The following is a 22,906-nucleotide window of genomic DNA, read 5'->3' as shown; positions in this document are numbered from 1 at the left end:
GTCGCCTTTCTTTTGGTTCCTTTTCTTTGGCGACGCAAAGACTCATTCGCCGGGAGCGAATGAGGTGCGCTAAGCGAGCCGAAGGCCGAAGACCAGGGAGGGTCTGAGCCAAAAGGGACTCGCCCAGGAGGGCGAAACAGGCCGTTATGCATCGCTACGGCAATCGCGACTAAGCGCAGGCCCCAGACGCCGCCTTCTAAATCCATCGCGCGCAGCGCACCAAACTTAACCACCAACACCAGAAACTAACCACCAACAACCTACTACTCAGTCACCTCCGACTTCACGCCCACCCGCTCTTCCATCTGCTCGACACTAATGTGACGCACATCCTTACCCTTCACGAAGTAAATGACGTACTCGCAGATATTACAGGCGCGGTCGCCGATACGCTCCAAAGCTCGCGCCGCCCAAATGAAATCCATCATTCGGGGTACTTCCGCCGGGCTTTCCTTCATCCTCTCAACCAAGCCGCGCATGATGATTTCATACTGCCGGTCCGCTTGAATGTCGGACTTGGCCACTAGCACGGCGTGCTCTGCATCCATTCGCGCAAAGGCATCGAGCGCGCCTCGCAGCATGAAGCGAACGTGATTGCCAAGATGCTCGAACTCCGTCATCACCTCGCTGCCGCGCCCAATCTCCGCCAGGTGCATGGCCATGCGGCCGATCCGCTCGGCTTCATCGCCAATCCGCTCTAAATCGGTGATCGTTTTGATAACAGCGAGCACTAGCCGCAAGTCGCTGGCCGCCGGTTGTCGACGCGCAAGGACATGGACGCAATCTTCGTCGAGGGCGACTTCAAGCGCATTGACTTCGACATCGGTTCCGAGCACCTTCTCGCCGCGCTCGTCGTCGCCTTCGATCAGCGCCGACAAGGCGTCGGCCAACTGCTGCTCGACCAAACCGCCCATCGCCATCACCCGATTGACGATTTCTTCCAACTCCTCGTTGAAGCGGTGCGAAATATGCTTAGTAAAACTCTTGTTATCCATGTTCGAGCCTCCTCACGCTTAACCGTAGCGGCCGGTGATGTAATCTTCGGTCTGTTTCTTTGCCGGCGTCGTGAAGAGCGTATCGGTGTCGGAATATTCCACCAGCTCGCCCATATACATCAAAGCCGTATAGTCCGACACCCGCGCCGCTTGCTGCATGTTATGGGTAACGATGACGATGGTATAGTGCTCCTTCAGCTCGAAGATCAACTCTTCGATCTTTAACGTCGCTAACGGATCGAGCGCCGAAGCCGGCTCGTCGAGCAACAACACTTCCGGCTCGATGGCCACCGCCCGCGCAATCACCAAACGCTGTTGCTGACCGCCTGAAAGGCCATGGGCATTTTCATGCAGTCGGTCTTTAACTTCGTCCCAGAGCGCCGCCCGGCGTAGGGACTTTTCCACCACTTCATCCAGGTAACGCCGGTTGCGCACGCCCTGCAAACGTAGCCCGTAAGCAACGTTTTCGTAAATCGACTTCGGGAACGGGTTCGGCTTCTGGAACACCATGCCGACCTGGCGCCGAAGTTCGGCAACGTCGACGCGCTTGTCGTAGATGTTCTTGCCGTCCAGCGTGATCTCGCCCTCGGCGTGGAAAGCGTCGATCAAATCGTTCATCCGGTTAAAGCAGCGCAGCAAGGTCGATTTGCCGCAACCGGACGGGCCGATGAAGGCCGTGACCCGCTTTGCCGGGATCATCATGTTGATATTCTTCAACGCGTGATCCTTGCCGTAGTAGGCGTTCAGGTTCTTCACCTCCAGCGCCGCGGCTTCTTGCTCGAGGCGTAGTTTTTCGGCACGGCTTGAGCTCAGCAGGCTGGGATCGACCGCATGGGTCAAAGGAGATTTCGTTTCAGTCATGAGCTTATCCTCAGTCGCTCTCGGCCTTGTACTTCTCGCGGAGCCGGTTGCGGATCGCGATCGCCGTCAAGTTAAGAATGATGATAATCAGCACCAGCACGAGTGCCGTGGCGTAAACCAAAGGCCGGCCGGCTTCGACATTAGGGCTTTGGAAGCCGACATCGAAGATATGGAAACCTAAGTGCATAAAGGCGCGATCCAGGTGCAGGTACGGCGCCGTACCGTCTACCGGCAAGCTCGGCGCAAGTTTAACCACGCCGACCAGCATGAGCGGCGCGACCTCACCCGCAGCACGCGCCACGGCAAGGATCAAACCCGTCATCATCGCCGGAGCGGACAAGGGCACAACGACCCGCCATAGCGTTTCCGCCTTGGTCGCCCCTAAAGCCAAACTCCCCTGCCGGATCGAAGCCGGAATACGGGACAAGCCCTCCTCGGTCGAGACGATAACCACCGGCAGCGTCAACAACGCTAACGTTAACGAAGCCCAGATGATCGCGGGACCGCCGTAGGTGGGGGAAGGTAAGGCTTCTTGGTAGAACACCTGATCGATGCCGCCGCCAATGAAGTAGACGAAAAAGCCTAAGCCGAACACCCCGAAAACGATGGAAGGCACGCCCGCCAGATTATTCACCGAAATCCGGATGGCGCGTGTTAACGGCCCTTGTTTGGCATACTCGCGCAGATAGATCGCCGCCATTACCCCGAACGGCGTCACGACCACCGACATGATCATGACCATCATAACCGTGCCGAAGATAGCGGGCAGGATGCCGCCTTCGGTATTTGCTTCGCGCGGAAAACCGCTGATGAAATCCCAAAAGCTCTGGCCGTAGAATCCGAGCTTGGCGAAAAACCCCATATCGTTCGGCCACCAGGCCTTCACGATTTCGCCCAGCTGGATTTCCTGCATGCGCCCGTCCATGACCTCGGCGACGATGCTATAGCGACGCAGTTCGCTGCGTAAGTCATTACGGCGGGCTTGCAGCGCCGCGTACTCAGCGTCCAGCTCCGCCCGCTCCGCAGCAAGCTCCGCCTGCCGCTGCTCCCGCTCGGCTGCGCCGAGCTCGTCACGCAGATTTAGGCCGCGCTCAACCAGCCGCAGGCGCTCCATTTCACGGTTGACCGCGCCAATTTCGACGCGCTCGATGTGAGCAATCTCCCGCACCATCCGCTGCGTTTCCTGGAGACGGGCTTCGAAGGCCTGCCGCGCCTCACTGCCGCTGACGATGACCTCTCCGTCTTCCCTATATTCCCGCAGATAGCCAATGAAATCGCCCCACGTCAGCCGCTCCAACACCATCGCATCGCTGGGATAACGCCACTCGGAGCTGTAGCTGCCCAGGTACCACACGAAATCGCTGCCGGTAACATCGCGATTGCCTCGCTTAATGAGATGGCGGACAACAATTTCTTGGTCCTCCGGCACGGCGTGGCCGGCCTCGCGCATGGCCGCCGCGGTCAAGGTCTCGGAGCGGCTGAGCTCGCCCAAAACCCGTACCGGCTGTTGCCCTTCTTGGGCATAGTCGAACTCCACTACCGCCGAGGGCCAGAAGTGCCCAAGCCCGCGCACGCCGATCATTAGCAGAAGTCCGAGGACCATCACTAAGCTGACTGCGACGGCGCCGCCGGTAAGCCAAACCCAGGGGGTGCCTGACCGCATCCACTCTTTCATGCTTTCACCTCCACGCAGCCCCGGCTCAACATACCGGCTGCCGCTACCATTCGTTGCCCGACGCTCATGGCATCCCCCCGCGTTACAATGCGCTGTATTTCTGGCGCAGCCGCTGCCGGACGATTTCGGCGACGGTGTTCATCACGAAGGTGATGACGAACAGCACCAAGGCGGCTAAGAACAAGATCCGGAAATGCGTACCGCCCACCGCCGCTTCCGGCATTTCCACGGCGATATTGGCTGACAGGGTGCGCATGCCTTCGAAGATATTGAAGTTGACGATCGGGCTGTTGCCGGTCGCCATCAGTACGATCATGGTCTCGCCGACCGCCCGGCCCATGCCGATCATCACGGCGGAGAAAATACCGGGGCTTGCCGTCAACAGCACAACACGCGTCATCGTCTGCCAAGGGGTGGCGCCCAAGGCCAGCGAGCCTTGCGTCAGGTGCTTCGGCACGTTGAAGATCGCATCTTCCGAGATCGAGTAAATCGTTGGAATAACGGCAAAGCCCATCGCAATCCCCACCACTAAGGCATTGCGTTGGTCGTAGGTGATGCCGACGTCGGTCAGCCACTGCCGAGCGTCCCCGCCGAATAAGGCGACTTCCAGAAGCGGGCTTAGGGAAACCGACAACCAACCGACCAAAATCACCACCGGAATCAGCAGCGCAGCTTCCCAGCCGACCGGAATCCGCGCCCGCCACTCAGCCGAAACCAAACGGGTCCAGATAAAACCGAACGCCACCATCAGCAAAGGCATTAGGAGCAGAATACTGGCTACCGCCGGTAGGTTATTTTCGATGAAAGGCGCCAACCACAAGCCGGCCAGGAAGCCAAGAATAACGGTGGGCAAGGCTTCCATGATTTCGATAGTCGGCTTCACGTAGCCGCGCAGGCGGGCCGACATGAAGTAAGCGCTATAAATGGCCGCCATGATCGCTAACGGAACAGCGAATAACATGGCGTAAAAGGCTGCCTTAATGGTGCCGACCGTCAGCGGCACGAGCGAGAACTTCGGTTCGAACTCGTCCGTGGCGGAGGAGGATTGCCACACGTAATCCGGCTCTGAACGCCCTTCGTACCACACCTTCTGCCAAAACGCCGAGAACGACACTTCCGGGTGCGGATTACGTACGATAAGCCGATGCAACCGCTCGTCCTCGCCGACGGCATATAGGGCGTTGGCACGGGGGCCGAAAGATAACGCTCGCGGCGCCGTACCAATGCCGCCGTAGGTCGCCAAGGTTCTTTCGGAGGTGGCGTAATGCAATTTGATCGTACCGTCGGCATCGGCGGTGGCGAACCCTTTACGCGCATACTCCGGCGCGATCGCGCGCACCGGCGCGGCATGCGACTCGAAATCGCGGATGTGGGTCAGACGACCGATGTTGTCCGCATCGCGTACCAAAAACCACTGACTGACCGAACCGTCGGAGCCGCCAACGATTAAGGACACCGAGCCGAGCAGGTACTCCATCGACGTAACCGCGGCATTCGGGTCTTGCATCACACGCCGGCTATCGCGCACCTGCCCGTCCGCCGGACGCGCAATATCGTAGTAATGCACTTGCCCGTCGGCATCGCCCACCAGCAAGCTACGGTTGGTGCCGTCCAACAGCATGCGAGTGATGGCCGCGTTACTCGGCGGGCGTTCCAGCTCATATTGCTTGCGCTCGACCGTAGTTTCGCCGGTAAGAAACGACCGTGTTTCCTCGAAGCGGACCAACACCAAACGCCCATCCGCCAGCTCTGCGGCCAAAGCAATCCCTCGCGCCCCGCGCTGTACCGCTAAGTTGCGAACCGCCGTGCCGTCGCCGGCGACGTCCAGCAAGGGATCGCCGTCGACCGCGACCGGATACTCCAACGAACCGCTGACCTGTCGCGCCCCGCCCCTGAACACTTCGTCGAAACCGTAGGCGGCGATCAGCACATGCCCGTTATCTAGGCCTATCGCCACCGTGCGGCTGCGCGCTTCGGCTCTTGCACGGGCAGTAACCGCAACGTCGGCGGGCAAAGGTAGTATCTTTTGCTCCAGGACTTCCCCGGTTTCGGGCGAGAAGAAGAGCGCGTGTCCGGCATCGGTTAGCCGAACGCCAAGCGAGTTATGACGGTCGGAAGCAACCTGTGCCGTTCTTACGCCATCGATCGGTCCCGGCGCCGCGTACACGGCGCCTTGAGTAACCGCAGCGCTACGAAACAGCGGCACGACTTCGCTGAACAAGTAAACGAAAATCAGCCCAAGGCAAAAGATAACACCGAGACCAAAGATACCGATACCGTACCGGGCAAGCTGGTCTTTTATGTTGCGCCAACGGCGCAGTCTGGCGAGACGTTCCCCCGTCGGCAATAGGCTGCGCTCTTTTCGCAGCTTGCCGGCGACTCCGGCAGGATTGGCAAGATCGTTCATGCGGCCCCTCAAAGGCTTCTACGACAACTGCCGGGCATCATAGGCGGGATAGATGACGGATTTGTTACAGCCTCGGGAAACTATTATTACGAAAACAGGAAAGGCTGAACGAAGCAGGCTGAGTCCGGTGGTGCCGAAAACGCTCTACCGTCAGTAAAAGAAACGGCCCCATTAGGGGCCGTTAAACTTCTTTTAAGAACCGTTACGGTTTCTTATTCGATACCCAGGCGCTGACGCTCCTGCTTAGCCAAGGACTCCGGCAGCGGCAAGAAGCCGTCGCGAACCGTCACCTCTTGACCCTGCTGAGACAGCACCAGGCGCAGGAATTCCTTTTCACGCGGCGCCAGATCCCGCTCCGGATGTTTGTTGACGTACAGGTAGAGGAAACGCGCCAGCGGATAATCCCCGGACACGGCATTCTCAGCGTTAGGCTCGAACAGTCTGCCTTCCTCGCGGCCCAGTTTGATCGCGCGGACGCCGGAGGTGGCATAACCCATGCCGGAGTAGCCAATGCCGTTGATGGACTCGCTCACACCCTGAACAACGGAAGCCGAACCCGGCTGTTCGTTAATCGAGTTTTTGAAATCGCCGTCGCACAGCGCGTGCTGCCGGAAGTAGCCGTAAGTACCGGATACGGCGTTACGCGAGTACAAGGTGAAGTCGCGGTTCTGCCAAGCGCCGCCCAGGCCGACTTGGCCCCAACGGGTGATATCCTGCGGCCCGCCGCAACGACGGGTGGAGGAGAAGATCGCGTCGACCTGCTCCAGCGTCAGCCCTTCGATCGGGTTATCCCGATTGACGAAAACCGCCAAGGTGTCGATCGCCACCCGAACCAGCGTCGGCGGATAGCCGTGAGCTGCTTCGAACGCTGCGATTTCGCTGTCGCGCATCGCCCGGCTCATCGGACCGAAGTTGGCGGTACCTTCGGTTAACGCCGTCGGCGCAGTGGAAGAGCCGGCGCCCTGAATCTGGATGTTGACGTTCGGATAGAAGCTGTTGAACTCTTCTGCCCACAGAGTCATCAGGTTATTCAGGGTATCGGAACCCATCGAGCTTAGGCTGCCGGATACGCCGGACACTTCAGAATACACGGGCAGGTTCGCATCAACCTGAACGCGTTCTGCCCCGCCCCCGCACTGAACATCAGCGCCGCTGCAGCGAGGCCGGTCATTATTTTCCGCGTCATTTCACGCACTCCTTAACTGAGCGTTGGTTCATCGATAGTGGGCGGCTTACGTTAGTCACCTGCCCGACGACGGTGCTCACTATAGGAGCGATAGATGACAGAACAGTGAAAGCAACGTGACAAGTCCATGTAGCGTTAAGCAAAGATTAAAGTTACCGAACACACAAGCAAGACCAACCCGATGGCCGTCGAGAACGCTCGGCGACAACGGCGTTTTTCACAGGCCACTAGGATCTCAAGATACCGCAACGGTTGGGAATCTTACGCCGACAAGAAGCACCTACCCCGCCCGACTAGCGGCGGCATCTTGGTAACACATGGGAATGGGAAAATGGCAACTAAAGGTACTACCGACACCCGGCTTGCTCTCAATCGCTAAACGCGCGTCGTAGCGTTGCAGAATATGCTTTACGATAGCCAACCCAAGCCCCGTCCCGCCGGTTTTAGTGCTACGCCCTCTATCGACCCGGTAAAACCGTTCGGTCAACCGGGGGATATGCTTAGCGGGAATACCGATACCGGTGTCGGTAACGGAGAAATGCGCGCCGTCCTTATCGCACCACCACTTTAAGGTAATGGCCCCGCCTGGAGGCGTGTAATTGACTGCATTGAAAACCAGGTTGGAGAACGCGCTACGCAACTCGCCCTCGTCCGCTAAAACCTGACATTGAGTACGCACATCCAACTGTAGGAAATGCTCGCGATCTCCGCTCAAGGTTTCGGCTTCACGGCGCAGCGAGTGCAGCATAGCCGGCACGTCTACGGGGGCCACGTCTGCCGGCCGGCTACTGGTTTCCAATCGAGACAGCTGCAACAAATCCTCCACCAGGCGCCCCATTCGTTGCGCCTGCTGTTGAATCAGCTCCAAACCGTGCCGGTCGGCGGCCTCCAAATCGGCTTCGACTAAGGTTTCCGACACACCTTGAATGACCGTCAACGGCGTACGTAGCTCATGCGAAACGTTAGCCACGAAATCTCGCCGCATCGATTCTAGCCGTTGCAGGCGCGTAACGTCACGGCCGAGTAACAAGCGCTGATTGCGCCCATAGGGGACCAAGCGAATATCAAGGACGATGGATTCGTTGACGGGCGACGGCAAGCGAATCGGCTCGGGTTTATCGTAAGTACGCTGAATAAACTCGGAGAACTCAGGGTTACGGAATAGGTTCTCCAGGCGCAGCCCAGCATCCTTCGGCCATTTCAAACCCAGCAAATGCTCCGCCGCGGAGTTCCACCACTGCATTTCGCCATCGTCCCGCAATACGACAGCGGCATCCGGCATTGCGTCGATCGATTCCCGAAACGCCTGCAGCATTTCGATAAGGCGCCGACGACGTTGCCGGTGATGTTTCTGCAAGCGGTAAATATGGTTAAAAATGTCTTCCCATAAGCCACGCCCATGCGGCGGCTCAAAGCGACGATCCGTGCGTAGCCAGAACTCAAGCCGGGCAACATTACTCAGGTGCCATCCCAAGTAAATCAGCGTTCCTAAGAACAGCACCAGAAACAGTTGATTGACAAGGTAGCCGAGCACGCCCAAACCGGCGGTAAGCAAACCCCACCGGAGAAGGACGCCTGGCCAGGGGTTATAAGGAATCACGGCTTAGCAGAGAACCGGTAGCCGGCCCCCCGGACGGTTTGCACCAAGCGGTCGTGACCGCTGACGGCGAGAGCCTTGCGAAGACGGCGAATGTGAACGTCCACAGTGCGCTCCTCGACGTAGACATTAGTGCCCCACACGTTATCGAGTAACTGCCCGCGGGTAAAGACACGCTCCTGATGCGTCATAAAAAATGCAAGAGCTTGAACTCGGTAGGGCCGAGATCTAGGCTGCCTTCCTCGGCGCGCACCCGATGGCTAACCGGGTCGAGCGCCAAGCCGTCTACTTCCACAACCTCATCGGCCGCCATCGGCGACGCACGACGCAGCACCGCTTTGATGCGAGCGATCAGCTCGCGAGGAGAAAAGGGCTTGGTCACGAAATCGTCCGCGCCCACGCTCAAGCCGCGGACTTTGTCCTCTTCCTCGCCGCGCGCCGTCAACATGATGATAGGGATATCCCGACACAGCGGGTCTTTCTTGATCCGCTTTGCGAAGTCGACGCCGCTCATGCCCGGCAGCATCCAATCCAGCAAAATCAGATCCGGAACGACCTCGTTTAGCAACGAGAAACCTTCCTCTCCCGACTCTGCCTGATGCGCCTCGTAACCTTCCCGGGCCAGCGCCAACGCAACCATGTCGCGAATGGCAGCCTCATCTTCAATGATTAAAACTTTTACCGCCATGAGTTAATCGCCTATTACGAATACAATTCTCAGAACAAGCCTAGCGTCTTGTTCGGTGGCTCCGTCATGTAACGTGCTGCCATTAGATCTCACGGACGTGACAGTTTAATGACAGCAACAAGGCGCTCTGTCAGGAAATCTTCTCATTTTTGACCCGAAACTGTAACGCTGCAACGGCATCTTGCCAGCTCGACAGACATCGGCCGAGGCCGACCTGTAAACAGTACGCCATCTGACTTCAATCTTCGGATTCAGCGAGCTTGTGCGCGTTCGCGGTATTGGTGCGCAGGCTCGCCCGCAGGGAGCGTCTCGCAGTCAATGGCGCGACTCCCTTGGCGAGAGGCGCAACACCGCCAGGGGCCGAGGGAGACGCTCTGAACCCGAAGATTAAAGTCAGATGGCGTACTAACCCTGGCAAAAGAAAGGAAAAGCGTTATGAACCGCAAGATTATGGCCCTTGCCTCCGCAGCCGCACTGCTCGCACCCGCTGTTGCGAGTGCGGACGTCGACGTTTACGGCCGCGCCCACCTGTCCGTCGATTTCCTCGACAACGGTGACGACAGCGCCGTGAACGTTTCCAGCAATTCCAGCCGCCTGGGCTTCCGTGGCAAGCACGACCTGGACTACGGTTTACGCGGTATTTATCAGATCGAGTCGGAAATCCGCTTCGACACACAAGGCGGCGAAATTGCCAGCCGCGATACCTTTGCCGGTATCGAAGGCGATTTTGGCATGGTGCGTCTGGGTAAGTTCGACACCCCGCTGAAGACGCTGCGTAGCCGCGTCGACCTGTTCGGCGACCAAGTCGGTGACGCCCGCAACATCACCCGCAGCACGGTGCGGTTCGACGAGCGTTTCCGCAACAGTATCCACTACCGGACGCCGAACATGGCCGGCTTCTTCGCCGATGTTCAATACTCGACCAACACCGATAATGCCGGCGGCACCGATGACAACGATAACGACGCCATCAGCGTTTCCGGCACCTATCGCAACGGGGCGCTGTATGCGGCGATTGCCTACGAACAGCACAACAGCCCGGACGAGGATCTCAGCGCCGTGCGTTTCGCCGCTGCTTACGATCTAGGTGCATTGCGCTTCACAGGCTTAATACAGCAGGCCGACGTCGACGACGACCGCACCGACAACATGTACGGTGTTGGCGTCCGCTACAACCTCGGACTGACCAATCTGAAGGCACAAGCCTACCTGCTGGATGCAGATGTGGACGATGCCGACGCCACCATGGTGGCCCTAGGCGTCGATCACCGTTTGGCCAGCAACTTTACCGTGTACGCTAACTACGCGTTCACGTCGAACGACGACTTCCAAAACGCCGACCCATACCGCCAGGCTCGTAGCGGCGGCACCGCCGCAGCCGACGGCGAAACGGCCAGCGGTTTGTCTCTGGGTATGATCTATAACTTCTAAAGACGCGGAAGCACTTATTGCGGCACAAGGATGTGCCACTTCTTCTTCAATTTTTAAGACGTAATTCGTTTATCTTTATTTGCCAATGACCGATGCTATGAGAGGGAAATAGTCAGGCGGCTATCGACAACGCGCCGCCACGGTCGAGCTTACCGATCTTCTGCTCGATCACTCCGCAGCAAAAGTCAGAGGCGTAGGAATGCAATTAACCATTCTCGGCAGCGGCAATGCCGCCGGTGTTCCCGTATACGGCTGTAACTGTCCGGCCTGCGCACGCGCGCGCCAGGACTCGGCTTACCGGCGCCGCGCCTGCTCGGCTTTTCTGGAAACGGAAACGGACAACCTCCTGCTCGATGCCGGGCTACCCGATCTCGACGAACGTTTTCCCGCCGGGACGCTACAAGCCATTTTGTTGACTCATTACCATATGGATCACGTGCAGGGCTTGTTTCGACTCCGCTGGGGCGTGCACGAGCCGATTCCCGTCATCTCCCCAAACGATGCCAAAGGGGCCGACGATCTTTACAAACACCCCGGCATCTTCGACTTCACCCACCGCGCTCAGGCCTTTGTGCCTTTGCAGATCGGCGGTTTCTCTATCACACCGATTAAGCTTTATCATTCCAGGCCGGCGCTTGGTTATTATCTTCGCTACGGCGAGCGCAGCATCGCCTACCTAACCGATACCGTTGGCTTACCCGAGGTAAGCTGCGAATTCCTCGCCGCCCAGGAAATCGACCTGCTGGTTATCGACGCTAGCGAGCCGCCACGGCAGACACCTCCCCGTAACCACAACGATCTCGATCTAGCATTGGCCATTCACACGTTAATTCGTCCGCACCAAACGCTGCTGACCCATATCGGCCATGAACTGGATAACTATCTGCAGGAACATCCGCATGCTTTGCCAGCCGACGTCCGCCCTGCCTACGACGGCCTGACGATCGAACTGTAGCGCCACTACCGAGACGTTTCCGCAGCATTGGCCGGCGGTCGCTCAGGCGGCTTTAAGCAATAGCAGCGAGAAGTAACGGTTTGGCGGCGTAAAATGCGCGCATTCGGCTAAGCCTGCCTCTGCCATCAAGGCGGCCAATCGCTCGCCAGAATACTTCTGGCTGATTTCGGTAAGCAAGCGGTCGCCCGGCTCGAAGCGGTAGACCCCACCCAAGGCCGCGACCGAAACCGCCACGGCCTTGGTAGCAATCAAGTACATCTCAATACGCTCGGCTTGGCGGTTATAAACGGCTCGATGACGAAACCGATCGACCGGGAAATCGGCGCCTAGCTCCCGGTTTAGGACATGCAACATATTGAGATTGAACTCGGCGGTCACACCGGCCGCATCGTTATACGCCGCTTTCAGAACCGACGGCTCTTTTACCCGATCGAGCCCCAACAACAAGTAATCGTCCGGGGCCATTAGGCCGCGCAACTCGCGAAGAAAGCAAGCCGCTTGCTGCTGTTCGAAATTACCCAAGGTGCCGCCTAAAAACACGAACAGCCGTCGTCCGGCCGCTACCGGCAATGCGTCCAAGCCCGCCAAATAATCGGCTTCCAACGCCGTGATACTTAACCAAGGATAATCGGCTAGCAAGGCAAGACCGGCGTCGGTCAGCATTTCCGCGCAGACATCCAACGGCCAGTAATGCACCGCTTGCTCGGCTTTTTCGCAAGCATCGAACAAGTGCCTGGTTTTGCGCGATGTTCCGCTACCCAGTTCGATAATGTGCTCGGGCCTCGCATAATGAACGATCGATGCCGCAGACTCGGCCAATAGGCGGTCTTCCGTACGTGTCGGGTAGTATTCCGGAGTATGACAAATCCGGTCGAATAACACCGAGCCGCGCGCATCGTAAAAGTACTTGGAAGGTACGCTACGCGGCGAAGCCGACAATCCGCCGGCCACCTCGCCGCCATACTCAACGGCGGCCGCACCGGCGGCAGCCGGATACATCTGAAACGATCGTCGGTCGCCTCAACCATTTCTGTATTCAAACTAAAATTGCCGATAGCCATCCCTGCCACCTTGCTTTTGTTTGCTAAACGATTTACTAGGATTAAGAGGATACCGAGCACTGCTTGCCCGGAACGAGAAACTTAGCATCTCTGCGGGGTCGTTAGCCTAAGCAGCTTGTCGCCGACATACAGCAAATATGCTTGGGAGCCTCCAGTTAATTCCCTGGAAGTAGGGACGCCGCCGGTTCTTCCAAAGCATCGGCTCGTCCCCACATCATTTTGCAGCCCAGAATAGGAAGAGGAACCGTACCGTGTGTCGCATTGCTGCTTATCTCGGCCCCCATTGCTACTAGAGCCTTTTCTACTGCAACCGTCGCATAGCCTACTAAAACAAAGTTGGCAGCCGCGCGAAATGAGTACGGCGCTGATGAATGCCGACGGTTTCGGCATCGGTTGGTTCGACGATCGCGATCAACCTAGCGCTTATCGGCAAACTCAACCGATGTGGTCTGACAGCAATCTTCCTTTCCTAGCGCGTAGCCTTAAACAGCCGTTATGGCTCGCCTATGTGCGTAGCGCCACCGATCCTTTCACCACCGGGCTGGCCAACACCCAACCGTTCATGGACGAGGAGCTGATTTTCTTTCATAACGGATTTATAGCACCGTTTGCCGAGCGCGCACGGGTTTTAATGCGACGCTGGATGCTGCCGGAAATCGAAGCCGGCATTCACGGCAACACCGACTCGGAATATCTTTTCGCCTGCCTGCGTCAATTCTATCGCGAGGACGAGGAAGTCTCTCTGGAGGAAGCACTCCGCCGGCTTTGTCAGCAACTTAACCGATGGCTGGAAGCGGAAACCTTATTGCTAAACGTAGTCATCAGCGATGGCAGACGGGTGTATGCGCTCCGCCACGCGATCGCAGCGGAATGCCCCAGCCTGTATTACACGACCGACGACGATCAGTTCCCGGGTGCTCAGGTGGTAGCCTCGGAGCCGTTGACGGACTCCGAGTTCTGGCGCCCTTTGCCGCCCCATCATCTGCTGGTACTCGACCCCGACGAGCCTCCCTTGTTAACCGAGCTATGAGATGGGAAACGGCGCTAATTCGGTTGGCGGAACTACAAGCGCGGCTGCTTGAGCTTACCTCCGCGCAACCCGACGAGTGGCTGTATCGTCAATTCCACCCCGACCTCAGCCCCTTGGGCTGGCATTTAGCGCATTGTGTGTTTATCGAAGCACACTGGATCAAAGCATGCCTACTTGATCTTGCAGTGCCGACCGAGCTGGATGAGTTATATTTCCCGGACCGCGCACCGAAGGCACGGCGCGGGGCTCGCTTACCGCTGCGCGACACGCTGTTAGCCTGGTCGCAAGCGCAACAGGCGGAGCATCGCGCCTTGTTAGCAAACGGCCCTCTTTCTCACCCTCTTGCACAAGATGCCTACATCGTCCGCTTCCTATGCGAACACCACGCCCAACATCTGGAAACCATGCGAATGGCACTTGCCCAGGCGCAATACCAGAAATCGCCTGACAACGCGCCAAACGACCTGCCCCCCGCGTTGGCCACAGTAACCCATAGCGCGAAAAGCTCCCAAAGACCGACTTGGTTACCGGGTAGCGGCATTTCCTTGCGGCAAGGCCATTACCGCATAGGCTCGACCGAAAGCGTATTCGACAACGAGCAACCGCAGCGAGACGTACGGCTGAACGGTTGCCGAATCGCCCGCCGCCCCGTCACCAACGGCGAATACCTTATGTTCATAGAGGCTGGGATGTATCAACGGCCCCGAGAATGGTCCGCCCCAGGTCGCGAATGGCTCGCGCGCTCCGGTGCGCAAGCCCCCGGTCTATGGCGTCGTCGCGATGGCGCATGGCGGCAAATCGGCCCGGACGGAATGCAGGCTTTACAGCCCGAGGCGCCTGTTTGCGGGCTTAGCTGGTTTGAAGCCGAAACCTTCGCCCGTTGGGCCGGCGGACGCCTGCCGCACGAATACGAATGGGAAGCAGCGCTACGGACGGGCGGAATGGCATCGGTCGGCCAAGTGTGGGAGTGGTGCGCTAACCGCTTTCATCCTTATCCTGGCTTTCGCAGCTTTCCTTATGCGGGGTATTCCACCCCCTGGTTCGACGGACGGCATTACGTGTTACGCGGCGGGAGTCGATACAGCGAAGAAATACTCCGGGGATGTGCCAGTTTTCGAAATTTCCACACGCCCGAAAAGCGCTATCTCTTCTCCGGCTGCCGTTTAGCTTACGATGCCTGACTCACCGTCTTGACCGGCACATCATCAAACTCGTCAAGCCCGAGCGATGCCGCCATCGCAGCCCGAGCTTCTCGCGCTACGTCGGTTCGTCCTTTGCCTAAGGTTACGATCGGCTGCCCAACATGAATGCGCACATTCATCCTGGCTTGGCCGGCCAGCCGTAGCGTATGACGAATCAGCGGCGTGTCGTTAATGAAAGGCGCCAAGCGGCTAATCGTGCCGTCAGCATCCGTATAGCGAATCGTCACCGGCTGAACCACAGCCCCGGCATCCAACGCCGCTTGCAGTAAACGAGGCCGAAACGGCAATAACCCAAAGCCTTCGCTCGTCGTACCTTCGGGGAAAAATAAAACGCGCTCGCCAGCGGCTAAGCGCTCCCGCATCCGCTCGGCGGCACGCGCAGCACCATCCCGTTCGCCACGCTCGATATACAAGGTACCAAGGCCGCTCGCCACACCTCCAACCAAAGGCCAGCGGCGAACCTCCGACTTACTCAAAAAAGCTAATGGCCAATAGGCGGCGAAAACCGGGATATCCAGCCAAGAAATATGGTTAGCGACGACAAGTACCGGCCCGGCTGCTAGCGACTCGCCTTCTATTTGAACGCGTATACCGAGTAAACGGCACAAACCGCGACACCACCATGCTTGCGCGCAACGAGCCGCGCCTTGATACCGAGGCCGTCCGCGCAGGCGATCCCACAGTAGCGCACCGCGAATCCACAGCACACCGACGAGCAGCCAAAGAAACGCTAACGGCAAACGGACCACTTTCCGCAACAACAGCATAAAGCTCGACTTTCCTACCAGTTGATCAGGCTCCGCCTACCGACAGCAGACGTTCTTCGGATTAGCATTCGCATAGACTACCGCTGAACCGGGAAGGAAACCGAGAGCAGCGACCTTACCCTGCCCGCACGGGCGTTAGCGGTCTGCCCGCATATCCCGAAGGTTACTGACCACTGCCTCTAAGGCTTTGTCGAACAACATATTGTCATCGAGAATGAAGGCCCGCTCCGTCTCTAAATCAGCCGCCATCTCCGGCAAAGTTCTATCGGCCATTTTGAACCCTGCCCGGTTGACGAAGATCAGGCGCTCCCCTTCGTTCAGCTTAGCGGATAGCTTAGCACGGACCCGACTACCATTATCGTGCACAAATTCAAACCAAGTGCCGATGGTTACATCCCGCAACCGCTGAAGATTCTCGCTGGTCTGCGAATCCGGTAGCGAAGGCTCAGCCTCATCGACAACCGCTTCCGTATCCGCCCCGGCGGTAGGCTTATCTTCCTCCGGCGCCGGCCTAATAGTCGCCGCGCTGTCCGCAACCGCCCCACTCCCAGGCTGACCCGAAGCCGTAAGGCAACGCACGTGCTCAGTCTCTAAGGCTTTAAACAAGCGAGCCATCTCAAAGGGGTTATAAAGAATGCCGTTCAAGCCCTCGCGCAAGTCATGCAACAAACCGGGAATTTCTCCGAGCAGCTCCTTACGCTCTTCGGCAGTCGCCTTGGGTTCCAGGCTCCAGAGCAAGCGGTCGACGACCTCAAGCTGTCGCTGGAATACGTCGCTATCGCCGCCTTCCCGCAAACAGGTAATAAAAAGGACTTTAGCCCAGGCCTCCTTCAGCAAGACCTTGACCACTTCAGGCGGATTGTGCATCCCTAGCCGGACATGCAACTCGCTATCGACCAAGCTTTTAGCCACATCGACTTTAGCTTTACCCTCTGCCGCCTGCCGAGTACGCTCTTCGATCAGCCGCGTTCGCTCGCGCTCCTCCGCGCAGAATTGGCGGAACTCCTGCAACAACTCCTCGAACAACCCGATATCGTCGCTGAACTCGCGCAGTATGCGGTCAACCGTGTACTCGACCTGGCGATACAGCGGATCACGCTCCACATGCGTCGGCTCGCTCCACCCTAGCGCCGCTTGCGCCAGCTCGTTGATCAAGGCTCGCGCCGGATGCTTCCGTTTGCCGAAAAAAGCCCTGTCCAATAGCGCAACTTTAATGACTGGAATCTGCAAACGCCCGATGAGCGCTTTGATAGAGCGCGCGAGGTGAGGGTCGTCGAGAATCGCATCGAACAGCATCTCGACAATATCGATGGTATCGTCTTCAGGACGCCCCAACGCTCTGACTTCTCCGCTTTGCCGCTGTAACGTCTGAGCAAGAACCGGTTTTAAATCTACATCCGCATCGCCTTGTTGCCGCTGCAACATAGACAATGCACCAATCACATCTTGTAAGCTCGCTTCCGGCTGGCGATAACCGCTACCCGTCCACTGCCCGCCGGCGCACCGCCGTACTTCTGCCCCGCCAAAAGCTGATGCAAGGCCTCCGCCAGTTCGCCCTGCTCGATAGCTACCGACCCACTGTGATGCGAAGATGCGGTAGGCGGTGCCGACGGTTTGATTTCAATGCCGTGCTTAAGGCCCGGCAGTACGCCATGTTCGATAAGGCGTTGATTAACCTCTTCATACAGGCCGGGCAACTGGCTAGCGACATAGCGCTCGAACAACTTGAAGATAACCAAGCGCGACTTGATATCCAGCTCAAGAACAGCAGCGGCCTGACGAAAGGCGCGACAGACTTGTTGTGGATCGAAAGGGTTATTATCGTCGTTGATCTGCTGGTCTCTGAGCAGATAATCCAAACGCATTTGTAGCTGGGAGCGCGGCAAGGCGGTGCGCGTACGTGATCTGCCGATCATCCCTTCGACCGCCAAATCAAGCTCTAAGGTTTCGTTATCGAGCAAGGAAAGCTCGGACTCATCGAGGCTAAGAGCCGAGGTACGTTTTGTCGGAGCGGCCAGCGCTTTGCGGAAACAGGCAAGCAACTCGCGCTGAAAGCCCTCTTCCAACTCGCGCCGTTTCAGCCGTAATTGACGCATGGCGTCCAAAATCGGCTGCGCTCGCCTTCTTCTTCGCCCTTTTCGGCGAAGTCGAACAGCGCATCGTCGGCTTTATCAAGCATATGCGCCAACATGGCCGCAAGGCGCTTTAGTCCATGCTGCCGAAGCTGATCGTAGACATCCCGGAGCGCACCGGGCTGGGCTTTATCTGTCTGTTCGAGGTAAACGACGTTATTATTATCGGAGCTCATCGATGCCCCCTCACCTGCGCCGTGATGCAGTCTGCACACTCCGACGTGTGCCGGAACCGTTAATTAACTATAGCAGTACCGCAACCTCCCCCCAGGCCGCCGTATCGGCACTCGAGAACGAGTGCCAACATCACATACTGCACTACAAGGCCGTCATTAACAATTATTTTTTAGTGTTTTTTGAACTATACCCCACTATGTCCCTACATGAGGAAAACTTCTATAATCGCCCGCGATTTCGGAATAGTTGGCTGCTGGATAAAGAGCGTGGACGAGCAGGGGGAAACGCCTCGAAGACTCGCCGCGACCCTTTCGGCAGCCTAACACCCCTTTCCCGAAGCGGACGATTTTTGACGAACGGAGGATGACAATGACGGATATTCAATCCTTGCTGGGCGACGAGGCGGAATCTCTGCTGACGCACCGCTGCGAAGGCATTCCCAGCAGCATGATTCACCTGCCCGGCCCGAATTATATCGACGAAGTAGTGGCACAAAAAGATCGCAAACCCGGCGTTTTGCGGAATCTGCAAGCCATGTTCAACACCGGCCGGCTAGCGGGCACCGGTTATTTGTCGATTCTGCCTGTGGACCAGGGCGTGGAACACTCGGGTGCGGCATCGTTCGCCCCCAACCCGGAATATTTCGATCCGGAAAACATCGTCAAACTCGCGCTGGAAGGCGGCTGTAATGCAGTGGCCTCCACGCTCGGCGTACTAAGCTCGGTTGCCCGCAGCTACGCACACAAGATTCCGTTCATCGTCAAAATCAACCATAACGAGTTGCTGACGTACCCGAACATGCATGACCAGACCTTGTTCGCCAACGTACAGCAAGCATTCGATATGGGTGCGGCCGCCATCGGCGCCACGATTTACTTCGGAGCGCCGGAGTCTCGCCGGCAGATTCAAGAAATCACCGACGCCTTCGCCCTGGCGCACGAACTGGGAATGGCGACTATTCTCTGGGCCTACACCCGTAACAACGCCTTCAACAAAGACGGTACCGATTATCACGTCTCGGCGGATCTGACCGGGCAGGCCAACCACTTGGCGGCCACCATCAACGCCGATATCGTCAAGCAGAAACAGGCTGAAAACAACGGCGGCTATACGGCCGTCGGGTTTGGCAAAACCCATAAGCGCGTATACGACGAACTGACCAGCGACAACCCAATCGACCTCAACCGCTGGCAGGTCGCCAACTGCTACATGGGCCGGGCCGGCCTGATCAATTCCGGCGGCGGGTCCAGCGGCGAAAGCGACCTGGCGCAAGCTGTCCGCACCTCAGTGATCAACAAACGCGCAGGGGGCATGGGCCTGATCTCCGGCCGCAAAGCCTTCCAACGGCCGATGCCGGAAGGCATCAAACTGCTGCATGCCATTCAGGACGTATACCTGGACGAGAGCATCACCATTGCCTAAACCAGGCTGATTTAAGCGTGATAGAAAGGGCGCTGCGGCGCCCTTTTTAAGCACACCCTTCAAACTGATATTGCCTCCCCCCAGCGCTCAGGTCCCGGCAAAAATCACGCGCGTTCGCCGCCCCCTCACTACCGGAACATGCTCCGCAAGCTAAGCGCATTTCGCCTTTTGTTAAACCCTATCGACTTTTTTTTCATGGCACTTTAAGCCGCCCTATATAATAAGAGTAACCGCCTCAAAACGGCGCCAGGACGCGGTTTTTCATAGGTTAGGAGCTGTTGGAACGCTTGCCTTTCGGCCTCCCCTTCGCTATCTTGCGCACTCGATCTAGGGAACCTTAAACGAGTTTCCTAACGGCCCATACCGGCGCAAGCAGCCTGCTGAGAACACCAACGCGCCCCGGCCACCGAAAACCACAAGGAATCGGGCTCGCTGTCGTATGACTGGAGCGGGAATCGGGGGGCTCCGAGGAGCCGGCACGCTGCGACCGCCGAGCGGACTTGTTCTCCCGTTTCAGCGAATGGCTGAGGTCTTGGAGTAACAACTCGCTGCAGGCCATCAGCCCGACACGCAAAAGGAATCCCGGAACCCATGCTGTTAGCCGTTCTGTCAGGTTTCTTGCTGGCTGCCGCCGTCCCCTGGCTCTATAAGCTGCTGCAAGGTCGTATTAACTGGGCGCTCGCCCTCTTGCCCGCCGGGCTTACCGTTTATTTCGCGAGCTTCATGCCCGAAATAGCGGCAGGCGACCAGGTGCTGGTGAGCTACAATTGGATACCGTCGCTCGACATCCAGCTGTCGTTCCTGCTCGATGGTTTAAGCCTGATGTTCGCGCTGCTGATCAGCGGCATCGGCACCTTCATCCTGCTCTATGCGGGAAGCTATCTCCACGGCGATCGCGACCTGCCCAAATTTTACATTTTCATCCTCGCCTTCATGGCGTCGATGCTGGGTTTGGTGCTATCCAACAACCTGATTTCCCTGTTTGTCTTCTGGGAGTTGACCAGCATCACCTCGTACATGCTGATCGGCTATCACCACGAGCAGCTCAAATCGCGCAAATCGGCCTTACAGGGCTTATTGGTCACGGTTGGCGGCGGCATGGCGCTAATGGCCGGTTTGATCCTCATGGGCAGCGTTGCCGGCACCTACGAGATTTCCGAGATTCTCAACAACGGCGACGTCATCCGCGACAGCGGCCTGTACACCGGCATTTTGATTCTGATCCTGATCGGTACCTTCTCGAAGTCGGCGCAAGTGCCGCTGCACTTCTGGTTACCGAACGCGATGGCCGCACCGACGCCGGTAAGCGCCTACCTGCACTCGGCCACCATGGTGAAAGCCGGCGTATACTTGCTCGCCCGCCTCAATCCGAGCCTGGGCGAGACCGAGCTGTGGCACACCATCCTGCCACTATTCGGTGCGCTGACCATGTTCACCGGCATGTTCCTCGCCTATCGCAGCACCGAGATCAAAAAGATTCTCGCCTACACCACACTGATGGCGCTCGGCACGCTGACCATGCTGATCGGTATCGGCACCGAGCTTGCGATCGGTGCGGCGATGACTTTCTTGCTCGCCCACGCGCTCTACAAGGCTTCGCTATTCTTGGTGGCCGGCTCGCTGGATCACTCCACCGGCACTAAAGACATCACCAAGATGGGCGGCCTCGCGCGCATCATGCCGATTACAACCTATGCGGCGATTCTGGCTGCCTTGTCGATGGCCGGCATTGCCCCGCTGTTTGGCTTTATCGCCAAGGAAATGCTGTTCGAAGCGGTATTGGAGTCCAACTACCTCACCAGCTTCCTCTTGGTGCTGACGGTAGCCACGGCCATGCTCGGAGTCGCGATTGGCGGCGTCATCGCGCTGCGCCCGTTCTTCGGCGCCCGCAAAGAAACGCCGAGCAAACCGCATGAAGCTCCCTTTGCCATGTGGATCGGCCCGGCCACACTGGCCACCCTGGGCCTGCTTTGCGGTCTGCTGCCGTTCCTGCCGGAACGGGGCATCCTGTCGGCGGCCGTGACCAGCGTTTACGGCGAGTACGAATCCTTCTACCTAACCTTGTGGCACGGCTTTAACCTGCCGTTGATGCTGAGCATCGCCAGCATTGCCGTCGGCGTCTTGTTGTTCTTCGGCTGGGATGCGATTCGTGCCCGCCTGTTGTGGCTGGATAAGGTCTTTGCCTACGGACCGGAGCGCGGCTACGAAAAAGCGCTGGACGGCATGAACTGGACCGCCCAGTGGCAAACGCGGGTGCTGCAAAACGGCTACCTGCGCTACTACTTGCTGACCATTCTCGCCACGTTGATCGGGCTGGTCGGTTACACCCTGTTCACCGGCTACGAGCCGCGACTGCTGTTCGACTTTGTCGGAGTGCAGTTCATCGAAGCGGTAATCGCCATTCTGATCGTGCTGGCGGCGGTGGTCGCCGCAACCACCCACTCGCGTCTGGGTGCCGTGGTTTCGGTTGGCGTAGTCGGCTTCGGTGTCGCCCTGGTCTACGTCCTATTTAGCGCGCCGGACCTCGGTATCACGCAAGTGCTGGTCGAAACGTTGACCGTCCTCCTGCTCGTGCTGGTGCTGTTCCGCCTGCCCGAGTTCCTGGACCTCTCCAGCACTGCGGCGCGGATGCGCGATGCGGTGGTGGCGGTAGCCGTCGGCAGTTTGTTCACATTACTGCTGCTCACCGCCACCGAGTTACAACTGCACGATCCGATCTCGCAATTCTTCGTCGAGAACAGCGAGCCGGAGGGGCACGGACGCAACATCGTTAACGTGATTCTGGTGGACTTCCGGGCGCTCGACACCCTGGGCGAGATCTTCGTGCTCGCGCTGGCGGCCATCGGCGTCTACGCGATGATCAAATTCCGCGCGGAGGAGTATAAGAAATGACCAGCATGCCGTCCCTGATCCTCAGTACGGCGGCGCGGGTGCTATTACCCCTGCTCGTGCTGTTTTCGATCTTTCTTTTGCTGCGCGGCCACGACCTGCCGGGCGGTGGCTTTATCGGCGGGCTGGTCGGTGCTTCCGGCTACACGCTGTATTTGTTCGCTTTCGACAGTTCGGCGGCGCGGGCGGCACTACGCATGGACCCGCGCACCATGGTCGGGTTGGGCCTGGTCATCGCCACCTTGAGCGGCGTGATCGGCACCTTCGTCCGGGGCGAGCCCTTCTTCACCTCCCAGTGGTGGGAAGTCTACGTGCCGATTTTCGGCGAAATGAAGCTGAGCAGCCCGCTCATCTTCGACCTCGGCGTGTATATGGTCGTGCTCGGCTCGGTCATGACCATTGTGCTGACGCTGGCGGAAGCGGAGGAATGA

Annotated in this window: 16 protein-coding genes and 3 pseudogenes; 7 read left to right on the top strand and 12 right to left on the bottom strand. The window is 58.2% G+C overall.

The window, feature by feature from the left end; translation table 11 throughout:
* Window positions 1-263: 263 nt before the first annotated feature.
* The 7 genes and pseudogenes from phoU to phoB form a co-directional block, all read right to left on the bottom strand.
* The gene (gene phoU / locus CAI21_RS07250; protein ID WP_116301665.1) at window positions 264-995 is read right to left on the bottom strand and encodes a phosphate signaling complex protein PhoU; all 732 of its coding nucleotides are present in this window, start codon (window positions 993-995) and stop codon (window positions 264-266) included.
* Window positions 996-1,013: 18 nt separating this feature from the next.
* Window positions 1,014-1,856: a phosphate ABC transporter ATP-binding protein PstB gene (gene pstB, locus CAI21_RS07245; RefSeq protein ID WP_116301664.1), complete on the bottom strand. Its 843-nt coding sequence runs from the start codon at window positions 1,854-1,856 to the stop codon at window positions 1,014-1,016.
* 10 nt (window positions 1,857-1,866) lie between these two features.
* Entirely contained in the window at window positions 1,867-3,531 is a 1,665-nt protein-coding gene (gene pstA, locus CAI21_RS07240; RefSeq protein ID WP_116301663.1) for a phosphate ABC transporter permease PstA, read from the bottom strand.
* 82 nt (window positions 3,532-3,613) lie between these two features.
* Entirely contained in the window at window positions 3,614-5,938 is a 2,325-nt protein-coding gene (locus CAI21_RS07235) for an ABC transporter permease subunit (protein ID WP_116301662.1), read from the bottom strand.
* 212 nt (window positions 5,939-6,150) lie between these two features.
* Window positions 6,151-7,050: pseudogene (locus CAI21_RS07230) on the bottom strand (PstS family phosphate ABC transporter substrate-binding protein); the annotation flags it as partial.
* Between the two features lie 354 nt (window positions 7,051-7,404).
* Window positions 7,405-8,724, bottom strand: coding sequence for a phosphate regulon sensor histidine kinase PhoR (gene phoR / locus CAI21_RS07225; RefSeq protein ID WP_116301660.1), 1,320 nt, complete (start codon window positions 8,722-8,724; stop codon window positions 7,405-7,407).
* Window positions 8,721-9,409, bottom strand: a pseudogene (gene phoB, locus CAI21_RS07220) (phosphate regulon transcriptional regulator PhoB). Before phoB ends, phoR begins: the two are co-directional and overlap by 4 nt.
* A gap of 435 nt (window positions 9,410-9,844) precedes the next feature.
* Between phoB and CAI21_RS07215 the strand changes: the two are divergent.
* Both CAI21_RS07215 and phnP read left to right on the top strand, forming a co-directional pair.
* Window positions 9,845-10,840 carry a porin gene (locus CAI21_RS07215; protein ID WP_116301659.1) on the top strand — a complete coding sequence of 332 codons (996 nt, stop codon included), beginning with the start codon at window positions 9,845-9,847 and terminating at the stop codon, window positions 10,838-10,840.
* 199 nt (window positions 10,841-11,039) lie between these two features.
* Window positions 11,040-11,795, top strand: a complete 756-nt coding sequence (phnP, locus tag CAI21_RS07210; protein WP_116301658.1) for a phosphonate metabolism protein PhnP — start codon at window positions 11,040-11,042, stop codon at window positions 11,793-11,795.
* Window positions 11,796-11,837: 42 nt separating this feature from the next.
* On the opposite strand, the gene egtD is transcribed toward phnP, so the two are convergent.
* Entirely contained in the window at window positions 11,838-12,794 is a 957-nt protein-coding gene (gene egtD, locus CAI21_RS07205; protein WP_116301657.1) for an L-histidine N(alpha)-methyltransferase, read from the bottom strand.
* Between the two features lie 313 nt (window positions 12,795-13,107).
* Between egtD and egtC the strand changes: the two are divergent.
* Together egtC and CAI21_RS07195 are read left to right on the top strand one after the other, a co-directional pair.
* A pseudogene (gene egtC / locus CAI21_RS07200) lies at window positions 13,108-13,886 on the top strand (ergothioneine biosynthesis protein EgtC).
* The gene (locus tag CAI21_RS07195; RefSeq protein WP_116301656.1) at window positions 13,883-15,067 is read left to right on the top strand and encodes an SUMF1/EgtB/PvdO family nonheme iron enzyme; all 1,185 of its coding nucleotides are present in this window, start codon (window positions 13,883-13,885) and stop codon (window positions 15,065-15,067) included. The pseudogene egtC and the gene CAI21_RS07195 overlap by 4 nt, the downstream one beginning before the upstream one ends.
* On the opposite strand, the gene CAI21_RS07190 is transcribed toward CAI21_RS07195, so the two are convergent.
* The 4 genes from CAI21_RS07190 to CAI21_RS07175 all read right to left on the bottom strand — a co-directional run bounded on the left by CAI21_RS07190 (window position 15,055) and on the right by CAI21_RS07175 (window position 18,163).
* Window positions 15,055-15,855 carry a 1-acyl-sn-glycerol-3-phosphate acyltransferase gene (locus tag CAI21_RS07190; protein WP_116301655.1) on the bottom strand — a complete coding sequence of 267 codons (801 nt, stop codon included), beginning with the start codon at window positions 15,853-15,855 and terminating at the stop codon, window positions 15,055-15,057. The two genes, CAI21_RS07195 and CAI21_RS07190, sit on opposite strands and share 13 nt — an antisense overlap.
* A gap of 135 nt (window positions 15,856-15,990) precedes the next feature.
* Complete coding sequence (locus CAI21_RS07185) at window positions 15,991-17,298, bottom strand: DUF1631 family protein (protein WP_181919301.1); 1,308 nt, start codon at window positions 17,296-17,298, stop codon at window positions 15,991-15,993.
* The gene (locus CAI21_RS07180; RefSeq protein WP_116301653.1) at window positions 17,295-17,951 is read right to left on the bottom strand and encodes a DUF1631 family protein; all 657 of its coding nucleotides are present in this window, start codon (window positions 17,949-17,951) and stop codon (window positions 17,295-17,297) included. The genes CAI21_RS07185 and CAI21_RS07180 overlap by 4 nt, the downstream gene beginning before the upstream one ends.
* Entirely contained in the window at window positions 17,933-18,163 is a 231-nt protein-coding gene (locus tag CAI21_RS07175; RefSeq protein ID WP_116301652.1) for a hypothetical protein, read from the bottom strand. The genes CAI21_RS07180 and CAI21_RS07175 overlap by 19 nt, the downstream gene beginning before the upstream one ends.
* Before the next feature lie 370 nt (window positions 18,164-18,533).
* On the opposite strand from CAI21_RS07175, the gene CAI21_RS07170 reads away from it, so the two are divergent.
* The 3 genes from CAI21_RS07170 (at window position 18,534) to CAI21_RS07160 (ending at window position 22,906) form a co-directional block, all read left to right on the top strand.
* Window positions 18,534-19,586, top strand: a complete 1,053-nt coding sequence (locus CAI21_RS07170) for a class I fructose-bisphosphate aldolase (protein ID WP_116301651.1) — start codon at window positions 18,534-18,536, stop codon at window positions 19,584-19,586.
* 591 nt (window positions 19,587-20,177) lie between these two features.
* A complete protein-coding gene (locus CAI21_RS07165; RefSeq protein WP_116301650.1) occupies window positions 20,178-22,478 on the top strand; it encodes a putative monovalent cation/H+ antiporter subunit A in 2,301 nt (766 codons plus the stop codon).
* Window positions 22,475-22,906 carry a Na+/H+ antiporter subunit B gene (locus CAI21_RS07160; protein ID WP_116301649.1) on the top strand — a complete coding sequence of 144 codons (432 nt, stop codon included), beginning with the start codon at window positions 22,475-22,477 and terminating at the stop codon, window positions 22,904-22,906. Before CAI21_RS07165 ends, CAI21_RS07160 begins: the two co-directional genes overlap by 4 nt.

It is taken from the genome of Alkalilimnicola ehrlichii, assembly GCF_003399765.1.
GTDB lineage: Bacteria > Pseudomonadota > Gammaproteobacteria > Nitrococcales > AK92 > AK92.
The sequence above is the reverse complement of the archived record's forward strand: the minus strand, read 5'-3'. Positions and strand labels throughout refer to the sequence as shown.